Below are 15,617 nucleotides of genomic sequence, written 5' to 3'. Positions count from 1 at the left end.
GATAGAACGCCTGCGCGCCGGTCTATCGCAGAGCGGCTGATCTGCGCGGGCTGATCTGTAGCTTGGTTGGTTGGTGGGTGCTGGTCTGCGGCTTGGCTGCAGGGTCCTTGCCCGCCCACCATCGCAGGACACGCCGCAAGTACGTCCGTGTAGGCTCTTACGCGGCATCCATGCCGCGTAAGGTCCCGCGACGGTGGGCGGGCAAGGACCTGTCGAGATAGTCGGTACGCAGGGTTGCGAGCAGAGCATGCAGTGTGTTGCTCGGATCGCATCGCTTCCGATCCGCCTCCCGATTCAACCCGAGCAACAAGCAGCTTTCACACGACCACCGATTCACTCTCTGGTGCGGTGGCCTCGCCGATTGCGGGACCGTGTGGCGGCATGGATGCCGCCACCGAGCCTACATGGATGTACTTGCGGCGTGTCCCGCGGGCGGTGAGGGCACCGCGCCCTCGACCAACCAGGCATCTGACCTGGGCTTCTGACTGCATCCAACAACAGACGACTGACAAAACCCTCGCGCTCACTGCCAGGCGCGCGCTCCTCACGTTTTGTCGGCCGCTCTGGGTACGGCCGTGGCGGGACAAAACCCTGCTGCGCTGCACCTGACCGTAATCCGGCGGGGCAGTAGAATAGGTCCATGAATGCGACCACTGCCCCCCTGCCCTATAGCGCCGCGCGTCTGCACGAGCTGGCGCAGCTGCTGATCGGCAACATCCGCGAGCTGGCCCAGGCCGGCTGGACGCCGGCCACCAGCAGCAATTTCTCCCATCGCCTGGACGAACAGCACGCGGCGATCACCGTGTCCGGCCGCGACAAGGGCCGCCTGGTCGAAGAAGACATCATGGTGGTGGACTTCGATGGCCTGGCGGTCGGCCGTCCGTTGCGCCCGTCTGCGGAAACGCTGCTGCACACCCAGCTGTATCGCCGCTTCCCCGAGATCGGCTGCGTGCTGCACACGCATTCGCCGGTGCAGACCATTGCCTCGCGGCTGTACGCCGGCAGCGGCATGATCCGGCTGGAGGGCTATGAGCTGTTGAAAGCCTTCGAAGGCAACACCACACATGAAACGGCAGTGGACGTGCCGGTGTTCGCCAATACGCAGGACATGCAGGTGCTGGCCGCGCAGGTCGAGGCCCTGCTGGACAAACAGAGCCTGTGGGGGTATCTCATCGAAGGACACGGTCTGTATGCCTGGGGCCGCAACATGGCCGAGGCGCGCCGTCACCTGGAGGCCTTCGAATTCCTGCTGCATTGCGAACTCGAGCTGCTGAAGCTGCGCGGCCCGCGCCGAGTCCTCGCCACCTCCCCCCTTCCCTTGTGAGCCAGATCGCCATGAGCCGACTTCGCATCTACAACGATTCCGATCCCAACCTGCCGCAGCTCGATAGCCGCGACGGCGAGCAGATTGCTGCCGAGCTGAGCAAGATCGGCGTGACCTTCGAGCGCTGGAAGGCCAATCAGCCGATCGAGCCGGGCGCATCACCCGAGCAGGTGATGGCGGCCTACCGCGAGGATATCGAGCGGCTCAGCGCCGAGCGCGGGCTGAAGACCGTCGATGTGGTCAGCATCGCGCCGGACAATCCCAAGCGCGAGGAAATGCGCGCCAAGTTCCTGGACGAGCACTTCCACAAGGAAGACGAGGTGCGCTTCTTCGTCGCCGGCTCGGGCCAGTTCACGCTGCACGTGGACAACAAGGTCTACGAGATCGAATGCGTGAAGGGTGACCTGATCGCCGTGCCCGACAGCACCCTGCACTGGTTCGACATGGGGCCGGAGCCGCACTTCGTGGCGATCCGCTTCTTCACCGAGCCCGATGGATGGGTCGGCCACTTCACCGGCACCGAAATCGCTCAACAATTCCCCCGCTACGCCCCCGAGAAACCTCCAAAGGCCAGCTGACGATGACACGACCGCAAGCGATCCTCACCGATATCGAAGGCACCACCAGCAGCATCTCGTTCGTCAAGGACGTGTTGTTTCCGTATGCGCGCCGCGCCATGCCGGCCTACGTGCAGGAGCACGGCGGTCACCCGCAGGTGCGGCACTGGCTTAACCAGGTGGCCGACGAGATCGGCGAGGACGTGCCGGACGAAGTCCTGGTCAGCACCCTGCAGACCTGGATCGACGAGGATCGCAAGCACACAGCGCTCAAGGCGTTGCAGGGGATGATCTGGAGCGACGGCTACAAGACCGCCGACTTCACCGCGCACATCTATGCCGATGCGGCGATCCAGCTGCAGGCCTGGCATGCGGCCGGCATTCCGCTGTACGTGTATTCGTCCGGCTCGGTGCCGGCGCAGAAGCTGTTCTTCGCCCATAGCGATGCCGGCGACCTGAGCGGGCTGATCAGCGACTGGTTCGATACCGAGGTCGGCCCCAAGCGCGAGAGCGCCAGCTACCGCCGCATCGCCGAACGCATCGGCGTGCCGCCGGGCGAAATCCTGTTCCTGTCGGACGTGATCGAAGAGCTGGACGCCGCCAAGCGTGCCGGCATGCGTACCGCGCTGCTGGACCGCCTTGAGGACTACCCCACCCCACGCTCGGCCGACGAGATCGGCAGCCACCAGCGCGTGGAAAGTTTCACCGAGCTGGCGCTGTAAGCGCGATCGGCAAGCCCGCTGCGCTCATCCTTGGGTGAGCGCAGTCGTTACTCGGCGTTGCATGCGCTACTGATGTATTGCGGTTCAAGCGCGCCGTCCGCACCTGCCTGACGGCGCGCTCGCGGCGCCGTTGCAGGCGTGGGTCAGCCGACATCGACGATGCGCAGTGGCGAGACTTGGCAGGCAAGGCCTGCTGCACGCAACGTGTTCTGCAAGATGTGCTTGAAGCGGATCGATGGACGTTGTGCAACGTCGTGGCCTGCGTTGCGATCACTGCGCCCAGGCGCTCCACCCGTCCTCCCAGACCTCGGCGTTTGTCATGTCGCTGCATTCCCCCTTCGGACCGAACGCCCTGCTGCGGCGACTCTCGTTGTTGATCGTCATCGTGGCCTTGATGGCCGGCTGTCATCCCGACGCCGGTGCCGCACTGCCGAACCAGGCGGCGGCAGGCAAGGATGAGGTGGACCCGGTCGACCAGGCGGCGCTTGCGCAGGCATTGAACGCGCTGCAGCCACAGCGTCCTGGGGTGACCGACCTGTATGTGGTCGGCTTCGCCGGCGATGCCAGCGACGATGTGTTTCGCAACGAGACGCTCTACCTCAGGCGGCTGTTCGAACAACGCTTCGCTGCGCGCGGCCGCGTGGTGACGCTGGTCAACAACCCGGACAATCTGGGCGAGCAACCATACGCACCGCTGGCGACCTACGACAACCTGTACGACACGCTTGCCGCAATCGGCAAGCGCATGGATCGCAAGGAAGACGCGCTGCTGCTGTTCGTCACCACCCATGGCACCGAAGACCACACGCTGTACGTGCAGGTGGACCAGGACGAGGAAGACTTCATCAGCCCGCAGGATCTGCGCCAGGCCCTGGACGATGCCGGCATCGGCAATCGCATCATCGTGCTGTCGGCGTGCTACTCGGGCGGCTTCATTCCGGCGCTGCGTTCGCCGGACACGCTGATCCTCACCGCCGCGCGCGCTGACCGGCCCTCGTTCGGCTGCGGCAACACCTCCAATGCAACCTACTTCGGCCAGGCCTGGCTGATCGATGCGATGAATCGCAGCGACGACCCGCTGGCCGCGTTCGATATGGCCAGGACGGCGATCACCGCGCGCGAGAAGCAGGAAGGTGAACTGCCGTCGTTGCCGCAGCAATCGCTCGGCAAGCGCATCGCGCCGGTGCTGGCACGCTGGCGTGCAGGGCTACATGCAGGCGCGGCCGTAGCCTACCCGTATCCGCCGCTGGAGACCGCTCCGGATGCCGGGCAGGACCAGGATCCGGAAGCCGATCCCGATAGCAGGTCGCTGGACAACCCGACCAAGGTCAAGGTGCCGGCCGCACCGGCCAGCCCGCGCAAACCGTCGCCCGTGCCGGCACTCGCAACGCCATGAAGATTGCCACGCGCTGAGACTAATTCTCATTTCGCCAGTGCTGGCGCAGCCTCGCTACACTCGCCCGGCCAGCCAGCTCACGCCAGCCAGCATCGATCCCCGCCAGCGCGCCATCGCCTGCCAGCCCGGATCCCAAAACGCCTCCCTTGTGGAGGCGTTTGTGTTTCCGGCGATAGGGTTCAAGCGTCAACGAACCAACAACCAACCACCGTAGGAGCGCATTGATGCGCGACGCGCTCCACACCAGAACCCGCAGCACTACGCACGCCTCCCCGTCAGGGATCGGCGCGCTGCAAGCGATACACCGTGCGTGCGCTGTACTGCCCGGTCGGCAGCGATGCGCGTACGTCCACCGCGTGTTCGCCCACTTCCAGCGTGGTCGGCAATGCACCACGCCATAGATGGGTGGACGGCGTGGCCTCGGGCGAGCGGTCGTAGCCGCGCAATTGCTCGGCCGCATCGTCGCGCACGTTCTCGGCCAGCAGGCGCGGATCGGCACGCTCCACCCGCTTCATCGGCTGCCATGCGCCATTGTCGATGCGCATCTCGACGAGGGTGTCGTCCTGGCCCATGAAGACATTAGCGTAGATGCCCCAGGCCGCATACGCACCCTGGCGCAGCACCTTGGGCGCGTGCAGCAGCAGTTGCGCATCATCGACCGAACGCGCCACGTGATAGGCCAGCGTGTAGTCGCCGTCGGGCGCGACCTGCAGCACCGCGTACCCGTTCGGCGTTCCGTCGCTCATCGTCGCGTCGGGAATGCCGTCGGCATCCTTGGCGCCGGACCAGAACGCACCGCAGGCCGCGCCGACGTTGTATTCGTGCAGCGGGCGGGCACCCTGCCAACCTTCGTCGGCGCCGTGATCGACCTGTCGCTGGGTATGGCTGTGTGCGCTGAGCACCAGCACATGCGGAAAATCCTTCAACAAGGCGAACAGGCGGCGACGATCGGCATGCCGAAAGGTCTCCTGCCCCGGCGCCGCGTCGAACAACGGAATATGCATGCCCAGCACCAGCAGCCGCTCGCGCGGCAGCTGCGCCAGATAGGCCTGCAGGAACGCGAACTGGTCCTCGCGCAGGCCGCCCACATAGGCCGGTTTGCCGCCTGGCGTATAGATCACATCGTCCAGGAACACGAAGCTGGCGTTGGCCTCTTCCACCGCATAGGTGTCCGGGCCGTAGACGGCACGCCAGCTGTCCAGCGAATGCGCATCGTCGCCGGCGTCGACGTTGAGATCGTGATTGCCCGGCACATGAAACCACGGCACGCCGAGCTGGGTGGTCACCTTGTTCAGGGCCGGGTACAGGCTCAGATCGTCGCTGACGATATCGCCCAGCGTGGTGCCCAGCCTGGCCGAGGTCTTGCCGACGATCGGTGCCACGATATCGCGCTGGTAGTAGCCCACGTCGGTCAGGCTGGCGGTCTGGCTGTCGGCAAACACCAGCATCTGGAAGCCCTCCTTGCCGACACTGGCGCGCGGGGTCAGCGCAAAATCCCAATGCTGCGTGCTGCGCCCGGTTGCGGCGATGCCTGGGTATTTGCGCTTGGCCGAGCCCTTGGGCGCGTAGTGACGCCAGAAACCCGGCAGTCCGTCGGCGGCTGGCACGAAACTGCGCTCGCCCGGTTTGATCACGAACACCGTCTGCCCGTCGCGCACCGGCAGGCGGTAGTGGCCTTGCGCGTCGGTACGTACCAGCTGCTCGCCGTTGGAGACCGCTACATCGGCAATGCCCGGTTCATCGGCGCTGCGCCCGGCAAGTCCGTCGCGTTCTTCGTAGACGGTGCCATCGACCACGGCATCGCGCGCGTAGGCGCTTCCCGCGAGCACACCCAGGGCCAACAGAGCAAAGCGAAGCTGCATGCGTTTTCCCGCGCGAAGATCAGCAGAAATTGTACCCGCCCTCGCCAGGCGCACGGCGCGAAAGACACGCCGACACATTCCGTAGGAGCGCACCTGGGCGCGACGGGCATTACCGATAACGCCCGTCGCGCCCGGGTGCGCTCCTACATGACTACGTTACTTGTGCCGCGACTCCAATAGCGCCACCGCATCGCCCAGGCCCAGGCCGCGCGCACGCAGCAGCACGATCAGGTGATACAGCAGATCGGCAGACTCGCCGAGCAACTCGGCATCGCCCTGCACCACGCCGGCCAAGGCGGTTTCCACGCCCTCCTCGCCCACCTTCTGCGCGATGCGGCGGATGCCCTGTTCGAACAGCTTGGTGGTGTAGCTGCCGTGCGGGCGCTCCTGCTCGCGCGTGGCGATCAAGGCATCCAGGCTGCCGAGGAACTGGCCGGGGGCGCCCGGGAAACAGCTGGTGCGGCCCAGATGGCAGGTCGGCCCGTGCGGGCGCGCCTGCACCAGCAGTGTGTCGGCGTCGCAATCGGTCTCGATCGACACCACCCGCAACACGTTGCCCGAGCTCTCGCCCTTGGTCCACAGGCGCTGCTTGCTGCGGCTGAAGAAGGTCACTTCGCCACGCTGCTGCGTCACCGCCAGTGCTTCGGCATTCATGTAGCCCAGCATCAGCACGCGCAGGTTGTCGGCGTCCTGCACGACCACCGGCAACAGGCCCTCGCCCTTGCTCCAGTCCAGCGCGGCGAGCGCGTCGCCCGCTGTCATCTCGTTACTGCCCATCACGTACCTCGATCTGTTGCGCGCGCAGGAATTGCTTGAGTGCCGGGATCGGAATCGCGCCGCTGTGAAACACGCTTGCCGCCAGCGCGCCATCGACATCGGCCTGGTCGAACACGTCGGCAAAATGCTGCATCTCGCCAGCACCGCCGGAGGCGATCAACGGCACGTGGCAGAGCGCGCGCACCTGACGCAGTTGTGCAATGTCGTAACCACGCCGCACGCCGTCGTTGTCCATGCAGTTGAGCACGATCTCGCCCGCACCCAGGCGCTGCGCTTCGGCCACCCAGTCCAGCGTGCGCATCGGCAAGGCCTGGGTCTTGCTCGGGTCGCCGGTATAGCGACGCACGCGCCACTGCCCGTCGTCCTCACGAATCGAGTCGACACCGACCACCACGCACTGCACGCCGAAAGCATCGGCCAGCTCGGAGATCAACTGCGGCCTGCCAAGCGCCGGCGAGTTGATCGAAATCTTGTCGGCACCGGCATGCAGCACCGCGCGCGCGGTCTCCACATTACCGATGCCGCCGGCCACGCAGAACGGGATATCGATCAGCCGCGCCACCCGCTCGACCCAGGTGTAGTCGACCGAGCGCCCTTCCGGGCTGGCACCGATGTCGTAGAACACCAGCTCGTCTGCGCCCTGGTCGCGGTAGCGCAGTGCCAGTTCGACGATGTCGCCCATGTCGATGTGGTCGCGGAACTTGACGCCCTTGACCACGCGCCCGTCGCGCACGTCCAGGCACGGAATGATGCGGCGGCTCAGCATGCCAGTGCCTCCTTCAATGCCAGATGCCCTTCCAGCAAGGCCTTGCCGAGCACGATGCCGGCACAGCCGGCAGCCTTGGCGGCCGCGACATCGGCTAGGTTGCGCGCACCGCCGGACACCTGCACCCGCAACTGCGGCGCCAGCGTGCGCAGGTGCGCGTACAAATCCATGTTCGGGCCGGACAGCATGCCGTCGCGCGCGATGTCGGTGCACAGCAGATGCTGCAGGCCGGCCTGCGCGTAACGCACGGCCAACTGATCCAGCGTGGCCTCGGCGGCCTCGGTCCAGCCGTGCACCGGCAACTGCCATACGCCGTCGGCGTCCTGGCGCGTGTCCAGCGCGATGGTCAACCGATCGGCGCCAAATTCCTGCAGCCATTCGATGACGCTGTCGGCCTGGCGCACCGCCAACGAGCCGATCACCACGCGTGCGGCGCCGGCATCGAGGATGCGCGCCACATCGGCGCGCGAGCGGACGCCACCACCGGTCTGCACCCGCAAGCCGGTGGCACGTGCGATCTCGCCCAGTGTGGTGGCCAGCGTGTAACCACCGGCCTTTGCCGCATCCAGATCGACCAGATGCATCCACCGCGCGCCGGCATCGGCAAACGCCTGCGCGCGCGGCAGCACATCGTCGCCGTACTGCGTCTCGCGTGCGTAGTCGCCTTGCAGCAGGCGCACCACGCGGCCGTTGCGGATATCTAGGGCCGGGTAAACGGTGAAACTCATGGGAAACTCATCTCAAGAAAATTGCGCAGGATGCGTGCACCGGTCTCGGCCGAACGCTCGGGGTGGAACTGCGCGCCGCAGCGCAGGCCTTGCTGCACCACCGCCGTGAACAGGCCGCCGTGATCGCAGGCGGCCACGGTGTCGGCCGTCACCGGCGCGGCATAACCATGCACGAAATACGCACTGGCACGCTCCGGCAGGCCGTCCAGCAGCGCGGACGCGCGCATCGGCACCAGCTGATTCCAGCCCATATGCGGTACGCGAATGCCGAGCGCCGGCGTCATGTGACGCACGATGCCCGGCAGCAGACCCAGGCAATCGACATCGCCTTCTTCGGAATGTTCGAACAGCAACTGCATCCCTAAGCAAATGCCGATCAGCGGCACCTGCAGTTGTCGCAACGGCTCGACCAGGCCCTGTGCGCGCAGGCGCGACATTGCTTCGGGCGCAGCGCCGACGCCAGGCAGGATCACCCGCTGCGCGCCCTGCAACCCGGCTGCATCGCGTACCAGGCGCGCTTCCACGCCCAGCCGCTCCAACGCGTAGCGCACCGAGCCCAGATTGGCGCCGCCGGCATCGATCAACGCGACATCGGTCATAGCGCACCCTTGGTGGTGGGCAACGCGGTGCCTTCGCGACGGATCGCCTGGCGCAACGCACGTGCCAGGGCCTTGAAGCAGGCTTCGACCTTGTGGTGATCGTTCTCACCGCGCACGCTCAGGTGCAGGTTCAAACCGGAGGCGTCGCAGATCGAGCGGAAGAAATGCGGCACCAGTTCGGTCGGCATGTCGCCCACGCGCTCGCGTTTGAACTCGCCTTCGAACACGAAGTACGGCCGGCCACTGAAATCCAGCGCGGCACTGGCGATGGTTTCGTCCATCGGCAGCGTGAAGCCATGCTGCGCGGTGGCGCCGGCCACGCGCCACGGGCTGTCGTCGGGATCGAAGCCGTAACGGCCGATGCCGCGCTTGTCGCCCAGCGCTTCGCGCAATGCTTGGCCCAGCGCCAGACCGGTGTCTTCGATGGTGTGGTGCTCGTCGATGTGCAGGTCGCCTTCGGCACGGATGTCCAGCGCAAAACCGCCGTGTTTGCCGATCTGTTCCAGCATGTGATCGAAGAACGGCAGGCCGGTGGCGGTCTTCGGCTCGGCCACACGGTCCAGATCCAGTTCGACGCGGATCTTGGTTTCCTTGGTGTTGCGTTGAACCACCGCACGCCTTGGCGCATCGGCCAGCTCGTGCGCGATGCCGGGCCAGTCCCACTCGCCGCCGAACTCGTCGGTGCGCAGCTGGAAGCCACGGATATTGAGGTTCTGCGCGAACTGGATGTCGGTGATGCGGTCGCCCACCATTGCCGAGCGTGCCCAGTCGATCGTGCGGTCCTGCAGGTAAGGCACCATCAGGCCGACACCGGGTTTGCGTGTGGGCGCGTTGTCAGCCGGCCAGCTGCAATCGATCAACACCTCGCGGAACACGATGCCCTGGCTGGCGAAGATCTGCAGCATCAGGTTGTTGGGGCCATCGAATGACGCGCGCGGATAGCTGTCGCTGCCCAGCCCGTCCTGGTTGCTGACGATGACGAACTGATAGCCGGCATCGCGCAACTTGAGCATCGCCGGAATCACGTTGTCGACCAGGCGCAGTTTTTCATAGGCGTCGATCTGGTAATCGGCCGGCTCGGTGATCAGCGTGCCGTCGCGGTCGACGAAAAGAATCGGGGTCATGCGGCGGCCTCCTGCTTGCGTTGCAGCGCGCTCAGCACGCGCTCGTTCTGTTCGGGCGTGCCCAGGGTGATGCGCAGCGCGTCGGACAGCTGCGCAACCGCGCGTTGGTCGCGTACCACCACACCGGCCTCCAGCAATGCCTGGAATGCCGCTTCGGCATCGTCGAAGCGCACCAGCAAGAAGTTGCCCTGAGAGGGATACACCTGACGCACCCCGGCCAGCTGCTCCAGCGCCTGGTGCACACGCGTGCGCTCGCTGCGCACCTCGGCGATGCGCCGACGCGTGACCTCCAGCGCAGGCGCCGACAAGGCCTGCTCGGCCATTGCCGCGCACGGCGTCGGCACCGGGTACGGTGCCTGGCAGCGCCGCAGCAGGGCGATCAGCTCGGCGTTGGCGATCAGGCTGCCGATGCGCGCCGCTGCCAGCGCATGCGCCTTGGACAACGTGCGCAACACCGCCAGATTGTCGTAGCGCGCAAGCAGGCTCACAGCCGATGGCACATCGGAGAATTCGCCGTAGGCCTCGTCGACCACCACCAGCGCCTTACCCTGCAGGGCCCGCACGGCGGTTTCGATCGCGTCCAGGTCAATCGCCGAGCCGGCCGGGTTGGACGGCGAACACAGGAACACCAGCTTGGCCTGCGAGGCCAGCGCTGCCGCGACGATCGCCGGAATATCCGCGTGGAAACCCGCAGGCCCGTCCACCAGCGGCACCTCGACCAGGGGTGCGCTCTGAAGGCGTGCGCACACTGCGTACATGCCGAACACCGGCGGCGTCACCACCACCGCATCGCGCCCGGGGGCGCACAGGCCGCGCACCAGCAGATCGATCGCCTCGTCGCTGCCGCGGCCGATCAACAGCTGCTCGGGCGCGCAGCCGTACAGCGCCGCCAGGGCGCTGCGCAAGCCCTTGGGTTGCGGATCCGGATACCGCCGCGTGCTCGCGCCGGGGTCGGCCGGATTGCCCCAGGCCGACTCGTTGGCGTTGAGCCACACATCGCCCTGCACGGCGCTGGTGCGTGCCGACGAATAGCCGGCGAACGCACGCAAATCCTCGCGCACCAGATCAAGAATCGATGACGTGCTCATGCTGCCACTCCCATGCGCAATGCCACTGCATTGGCGTGCGCATCCAGGCCTTCGGCGCGCGCCAGAATCAGCGCGCATGCGCCGATGCCGTCGATGCCGGCCTTGCTGGCCGCCTGCACGCTGACCATGTTCTGGAAGCTGGCCACGCTCACGCCGCTGTAGGCGCGCGCCGCGCCGCTGGTCGGCAACACGTGGTTGGTGCCGCTGCAGTAGTCGCCCAGCGCTTCGGGCGTGTAGTCGCCGAGAAATACCGAGCCGGCCGCTTCGACCTGGCTCAGCCACGCACGCGGCTCGCGCAGCGCAAGAATCAAATGCTCAGGTGCATAGCGGTTGCTGATCGCAAACGCCTCGTCCAGGGTCTGCACCTTGATCAAGCGCGATTGCGCCAATGCCTGGCGTGCGATCCCGGCGCGCGACAGTTGCGCCAGCTGGGTGTCCAGTTCCACCTGCACCGCTGCGATCAGCGCATCGCTGTCGGACAACAACAGCACCTGCGAATCCGGGCCGTGTTCGGCCTGCGACAGCAGATCGGCGGCAACGAAGGCTGGCTGCGCACCGGCATCGGCGATCACCAGCACTTCGGACGGACCGGCCGGCATGTCGATCGCCGCGGCGCCGGACTGCGCCACCTGCTGCTTGGCCTCGGTGACGAAGCTGTTGCCCGGGCCGAACAGCTTGTCGCAACTCGGAACCGATTCGCTGCCATACGCCATTGCCGCAATCGCCTGCGCACCGCCGAGCTTGAACACCCGGCGCACGCCGGTCAGCTGCGCGGCGACCAGCACTGCCGGATCCACGCTGCCGTCCTTGCGCGGCGGCGTGCACAACACCACCTCGCGGCATCCGGCCAGACGGGCCGGCACACCCAGCATCAACGCAGTCGATGGCAACGGCGCGCTGCCGGCCGGCACGTACAGGCCGACCCGGCCGATCGGCCGCACGATCTTTTCGCACACCACGCCCGGCGCGGTTTCCACCGCATAGCCGTCGCTCATGCCGGCGCGGTGGAAGGTGTCGATGCGCGCCACCGCATCCTGCATGGCCTGACGCAGTTCCGGCGCCACCGCCGCTTCGGCGGCGGCGAATTCGGCCTCGCTCACGGCGAAGCTGTCCAGCGCCACGCCATCGAAACGCGCGGTGATCTCGCGCAAGGCGGCATCGCCGCGTGCGCGCACATCGGCAATCAATGCAGCCACCGCGTCGCGCGTCTGCGTGGCCACGGTCTGCACCGGGCGGGTCAATGCCTGCGTCCGTGCAGCGGCGTCCAGTTGCGACCAATCGAGAATATTCATGCCAGCGAGCGCTCCACCGTCAACACCATCAAACCTTGCGCACCTGCGCGTTCGAGTTCTTCCAAGCGTTGCCAGGTCACCGCGCCATGACACATGGTCTGCAGGCGCAATGCGCCGTTGCCATCGTCGGGCAGTTGCACCAGCGGCTCTGCATCGGGCAGCAGACGGCGCAGCGCATCCACATTGTCCTGCTCGGCGCGGAACATCAGCAGCTTGCTGTCGCGCAGCTTGAGCACGCCATCCATGCGCCGCAGCAGCATCGCCAGCAGCGCGGCGCGTGCGTCGGCCGGCTCGCGCACCGCACCGGCCAGCACCGCTTCGCTCTCCATCACCAGCTCGACCGGCTTGAGCTGGTTGGCGGCCAGGGTGGCGCCGCTGGAAACCAGATCGCAGATCAGATCGGCGGTGCCCAGGCGCGGGGCGATCTCCACCGAGCCGGACAATTCCACCACCGCCGCGTCGATGCCCTGGCGCTCCAGCCAGTCGGCCAGGATTGACGGGTAGCTGGTGGCGATGCGCTTGCCGGCCAGTTGCGCCACGCCCTGCCAGTCCCACTCTTCCGGCACCGCGAGCATCAACCGGCACTGGCCGAAACCGACCCCGCGCACCGCGTGATACGCGGCCGGCAGGCCGTTGCGGCGGCGCTCGGATGCCTGCTCTTCGAGTTCGTTCTGGCCGACGATGCCCAGATCGCAGACGCCATCGGCGATCAGGCCGGGGATGTCGTCGTCGCGCACCAGCAGCAGGTCCACCGGCAGCGATTCGCCGTAGCAGAACAGCTTGTCGCGGCTCTGCCGCCAGCTCAGCCCGCAGGCGGCCAGCAGGCTGCGCGCCGGTTCGGCCAGGCGGCCGCTCTTCTGGATGGCGATACGCAACCGGTCACGTGCCGGTGCTGCCGTGGAAGCACTCATCTTGTTCTCTCAGTGGGATTCGACAGGGCGCGACGATTGCTCGCGCAGGGCCTCGGCGTAGCCGCCGGCGCCATGTTCCAGGGTGCGCGCAACGCGCCCGATGGTGGTCACGCTGACCTGGGTCAGCTCGTGGATTTCGCGATACGGCACGCCCTTGATCAACAAGGGCACCACCCGCCAGCGGTCGGACATGGCCTCCAGCTCGGCGGGCGTGCACAGGTCGCGCAGAAAAGCCTCGACCGCGCCGGGTTCCTTCAGGCACGCCAGCGCATCGGCCAGCATCTTGAGGGAGGCGGCGGCATCGGCACTTTCACGGGGGGCAGGTCGTTGTTTCATTGCGTTAATGTAATAGCGTGCTAGTACATTAACGCAAAGCAGCCGGGTTGTCACCGCCATCCAGACTTAAAGTTCAGGAAACGAGACAGGCGCCCTGCGCTGACGCAGCGCAGAACCGGACATTTTTCTAGTGGTGCCGGACGAAGCGCGCTCCAGACGCACCCGTGCCGGGCGAGACCAAGCTGTACAGAATCGGCTCTGAACTACGCGGCAGGGCCTACGACTTCTTTAATCAGCGCGCCACAAGATGTGATCGGCAACGGCACCGAGTTTTAGCGGTGCGAGCGGGGCGTTGTCGATCTTCCAGCGATGGCAAATGACCAGCAACTGCTCAACCGTATCAACATCTACCGGGGCAGTCAGGCGAAGGTGCAGGACACGCCCACTGCCCTCAACATCACGAAAAGCAGGCAAGTCATAAAGCCAATTGAAGAAACGCTCCTCGTCCTCCCTCGCAAAGAAGAGCGGTCCTTCAAGCTGAACTTCGACGATTTCTCGCGTCACTTAAGATGAACGCCCCCGGCCACCAGCATCGCCCTGGCCTGCTCCAGCTCCACCAGCAAGGTGCTGGCCAGCTCGTCGCGGGCCACATCGAACTGCTGCTCGCGCACCAGGTCCTTGACCGCCACCACCCCGCGCGCCAGCTCGTCGTCGCCGGCCAGCACCACGAAGCGGATGCCCGCGCGTGCGGCGTACTGGAACTGCTTGCCGATCTTCTTCGGCTCCATCTGCACTTCGGTATTGATGCCGCCGATGCGCAGCCGGCGCGCGATATCCAGCGCGTCGTCCAGGCGCGACTCGTCCATCAGCGCGACCATCGCGTGCACGCTGCTCTCGGCGATGCCCTGGATCAGGCCGGCCTCGCGCAGCTGCCAGAACAGCCGGGTCAGGCCGATCGAAATGCCAACGCCGGGCAACTTGGACTTGGTGTAGTGGCTAGCCAGGCTTTCGTAACGGCCGCCCGAGCAGATCGAGCCGATCTGCGGGTGGTCGGTCAGCGTGGTCTCGTAGACGGTGCCGGTGTAGTAGTCCAGCCCGCGCGCGATCGAGAAGTTCAGGCAGTACGCGCTCTCGGGCACGCCCAGCGCCTTGACCAGTTCCAGCACCTCGCGCAGCTCGGCGATGCCCTCTCCCAGCGTCGCGCTCGCAGCGACCGAGGCCTCCAGCGCCTGCAGCTGCGCCAGCGCATCGGCATGCCCGTTCGAGCGCACCGCCACGAAGGCAAGGATCTTGTCGACCTGCGCGGCGGCAATGCCGAAGCCTTCGCCCACCAGCGTGTCGCGCACGTAGTCGGCGCCGCGCTTGTCGATCTTGTCGACCTCGCGCAACACCGCCAGCTGCAGCTCGCCCTCGGCCACGCCCAGGCTTTCGAAGAAGCCGCGCAGCAGCTTGCGGTTGTTCAACTGCACCTTGAACGCGCCGATGCCCAGCTCGGCGAACACCGCGTGGATCACCGCCAGCACTTCGGCGTCGTAGCGGATGCTCAACGCATCCTTGCCGATCACGTCGATGTCGCACTGGTAGAACTCGCGGAACCGCCCGCGCTGGGCACGCTCGCCGCGATACACGCGCTGCATCTGGTAGCGGCGGAACGGGAAGCTCAAGTCGTGCTCGTGCTCGGCCACGTAGCGGGCCAGTGGCACGGTCAGGTCGAAACGCAGCGCCAGCTCCGGCAGGCCGCCCTCGCCGCCCTCGTCTGCCGCCGCGGCGGCATTGGCCAGCGCGCCGGTGGACTGCACGAAATACACCTGGCGCTCGGTCTCGCCGCCGGACTTGGTCAGCAACACGTCGGACAGCTCGAACACCGGGGTTTCGACCGGCAGGAACCCGAACCGCTCGTAGTTGCGGCGGATGACGTCCAGCATGCGCTGGAACGCGATCTGCTCGCGCGGCAGCAATTCCATGATGCCGGGCGGCGTACGGGGCTTGATCACGAGCGAAACTCCTGCAGGGCAATGTGGCGAACGCACAATTCTACCGGCTGCCGGCCGCGCTGACCGCATGGCGTATCATTCACACGCATTCCAGCAGTGCGTGACTCATGTACCGGCAGCTTCCAGACCCCAGCACGACCTGCCCGGCGCCCGGCGCGGCCACGCGCACCGATGCGCGCGGTTCCGACTGCGCACAGTGTG

The 15,617-nt window shown here is 66.4% G+C and carries 16 protein-coding genes; 4 read left to right on the top strand and 12 right to left on the bottom strand.

Going from position 1 to position 15,617, the window contains the following annotated elements; translation table 11 throughout:
- Positions 1-640 precede the first annotated feature (640 nt).
- From KHN93_RS09955 to KHN93_RS09940, 4 genes are all read left to right on the top strand, one after another.
- The gene (locus KHN93_RS09955; RefSeq protein WP_212579509.1) at positions 641-1,324 is read left to right on the top strand and encodes a methylthioribulose 1-phosphate dehydratase; all 684 of its coding nucleotides are present in this window, start codon (positions 641-643) and stop codon (positions 1,322-1,324) included.
- Between the two features lie 11 nt (positions 1,325-1,335).
- Positions 1,336-1,902 carry a 1,2-dihydroxy-3-keto-5-methylthiopentene dioxygenase gene (locus tag KHN93_RS09950; protein WP_212579508.1) on the top strand — a complete coding sequence of 189 codons (567 nt, stop codon included), beginning with the start codon at positions 1,336-1,338 and terminating at the stop codon, positions 1,900-1,902.
- 2 nt (positions 1,903-1,904) lie between these two features.
- Positions 1,905-2,603, top strand: coding sequence for an acireductone synthase (mtnC, locus tag KHN93_RS09945; RefSeq protein ID WP_016904401.1), 699 nt, complete (start codon positions 1,905-1,907; stop codon positions 2,601-2,603).
- 319 nt (positions 2,604-2,922) lie between these two features.
- Complete coding sequence (locus tag KHN93_RS09940) at positions 2,923-3,999, top strand: C13 family peptidase (RefSeq protein WP_212579507.1); 1,077 nt, start codon at positions 2,923-2,925, stop codon at positions 3,997-3,999.
- Between the two features lie 275 nt (positions 4,000-4,274).
- Here the strand turns inward: KHN93_RS09940 and KHN93_RS09935 are convergent, their stop codons facing one another.
- The 12 genes from KHN93_RS09935 to hisS all read right to left on the bottom strand — a co-directional run bounded on the left by KHN93_RS09935 (position 4,275) and on the right by hisS (position 15,416).
- Entirely contained in the window at positions 4,275-5,861 is a 1,587-nt protein-coding gene (locus KHN93_RS09935) for a calcineurin-like phosphoesterase C-terminal domain-containing protein (protein ID WP_212579506.1), read from the bottom strand.
- Positions 5,862-6,017: 156 nt separating this feature from the next.
- Positions 6,018-6,638 (bottom strand): bifunctional phosphoribosyl-AMP cyclohydrolase/phosphoribosyl-ATP diphosphatase HisIE, encoded by a 621-nt coding sequence (gene hisIE / locus KHN93_RS09930; RefSeq protein ID WP_024937741.1) that lies wholly within the window; start codon positions 6,636-6,638, stop codon positions 6,018-6,020.
- On the bottom strand, positions 6,628-7,404 hold the full coding sequence (hisF, locus tag KHN93_RS09925) for an imidazole glycerol phosphate synthase subunit HisF (RefSeq protein ID WP_024937742.1): 777 nt from the start codon (positions 7,402-7,404) through the stop codon (positions 6,628-6,630). The genes hisIE and hisF overlap by 11 nt, the downstream gene beginning before the upstream one ends.
- On the bottom strand, positions 7,398-8,132 hold the full coding sequence (gene hisA, locus KHN93_RS09920; protein WP_212579505.1) for a 1-(5-phosphoribosyl)-5-[(5-phosphoribosylamino)methylideneamino]imidazole-4-carboxamide isomerase: 735 nt from the start codon (positions 8,130-8,132) through the stop codon (positions 7,398-7,400). The genes hisF and hisA overlap by 7 nt, the downstream gene beginning before the upstream one ends.
- Positions 8,129-8,731 (bottom strand): imidazole glycerol phosphate synthase subunit HisH, encoded by a 603-nt coding sequence (gene hisH / locus KHN93_RS09915; RefSeq protein WP_039521347.1) that lies wholly within the window; start codon positions 8,729-8,731, stop codon positions 8,129-8,131. Before hisH ends, hisA begins: the two co-directional genes overlap by 4 nt.
- Positions 8,728-9,855 (bottom strand): bifunctional histidinol-phosphatase/imidazoleglycerol-phosphate dehydratase HisB, encoded by a 1,128-nt coding sequence (hisB, locus tag KHN93_RS09910; RefSeq protein WP_046342437.1) that lies wholly within the window; start codon positions 9,853-9,855, stop codon positions 8,728-8,730. The genes hisH and hisB overlap by 4 nt, the downstream gene beginning before the upstream one ends.
- The gene (hisC, locus tag KHN93_RS09905) at positions 9,852-10,943 is read right to left on the bottom strand and encodes a histidinol-phosphate transaminase (protein ID WP_212579504.1); all 1,092 of its coding nucleotides are present in this window, start codon (positions 10,941-10,943) and stop codon (positions 9,852-9,854) included. The genes hisB and hisC overlap by 4 nt, the downstream gene beginning before the upstream one ends.
- Positions 10,940-12,235: a histidinol dehydrogenase gene (hisD, locus tag KHN93_RS09900; protein ID WP_104559276.1), complete on the bottom strand. Its 1,296-nt coding sequence runs from the start codon at positions 12,233-12,235 to the stop codon at positions 10,940-10,942. Before hisD ends, hisC begins: the two co-directional genes overlap by 4 nt.
- A complete protein-coding gene (hisG, locus tag KHN93_RS09895) occupies positions 12,232-13,146 on the bottom strand; it encodes an ATP phosphoribosyltransferase (RefSeq protein ID WP_039521341.1) in 915 nt (304 codons plus the stop codon). The genes hisD and hisG overlap by 4 nt, the downstream gene beginning before the upstream one ends.
- Before the next feature lie 9 nt (positions 13,147-13,155).
- Positions 13,156-13,482 carry a YerC/YecD family TrpR-related protein gene (locus KHN93_RS09890; protein WP_039521339.1) on the bottom strand — a complete coding sequence of 109 codons (327 nt, stop codon included), beginning with the start codon at positions 13,480-13,482 and terminating at the stop codon, positions 13,156-13,158.
- 228 nt (positions 13,483-13,710) lie between these two features.
- Complete coding sequence (locus tag KHN93_RS09885) at positions 13,711-13,986, bottom strand: hypothetical protein (RefSeq protein ID WP_052726698.1); 276 nt, start codon at positions 13,984-13,986, stop codon at positions 13,711-13,713.
- A complete protein-coding gene (gene hisS, locus KHN93_RS09880) occupies positions 13,983-15,416 on the bottom strand; it encodes a histidine--tRNA ligase (protein WP_039527572.1) in 1,434 nt (477 codons plus the stop codon). The genes KHN93_RS09885 and hisS overlap by 4 nt, the downstream gene beginning before the upstream one ends.
- Positions 15,417-15,617: the final 201 nt, after the last annotated feature.

Origin of the sequence: Xanthomonas arboricola pv. juglandis, from assembly GCF_905367715.1 — a bacterium.
Taxonomy (GTDB): Bacteria; Pseudomonadota; Gammaproteobacteria; order Xanthomonadales; family Xanthomonadaceae; genus Xanthomonas; species Xanthomonas arboricola.
The sequence above is the reverse complement of the archived record's forward strand: the minus strand, read 5'-3'. Positions and strand labels throughout refer to the sequence as shown.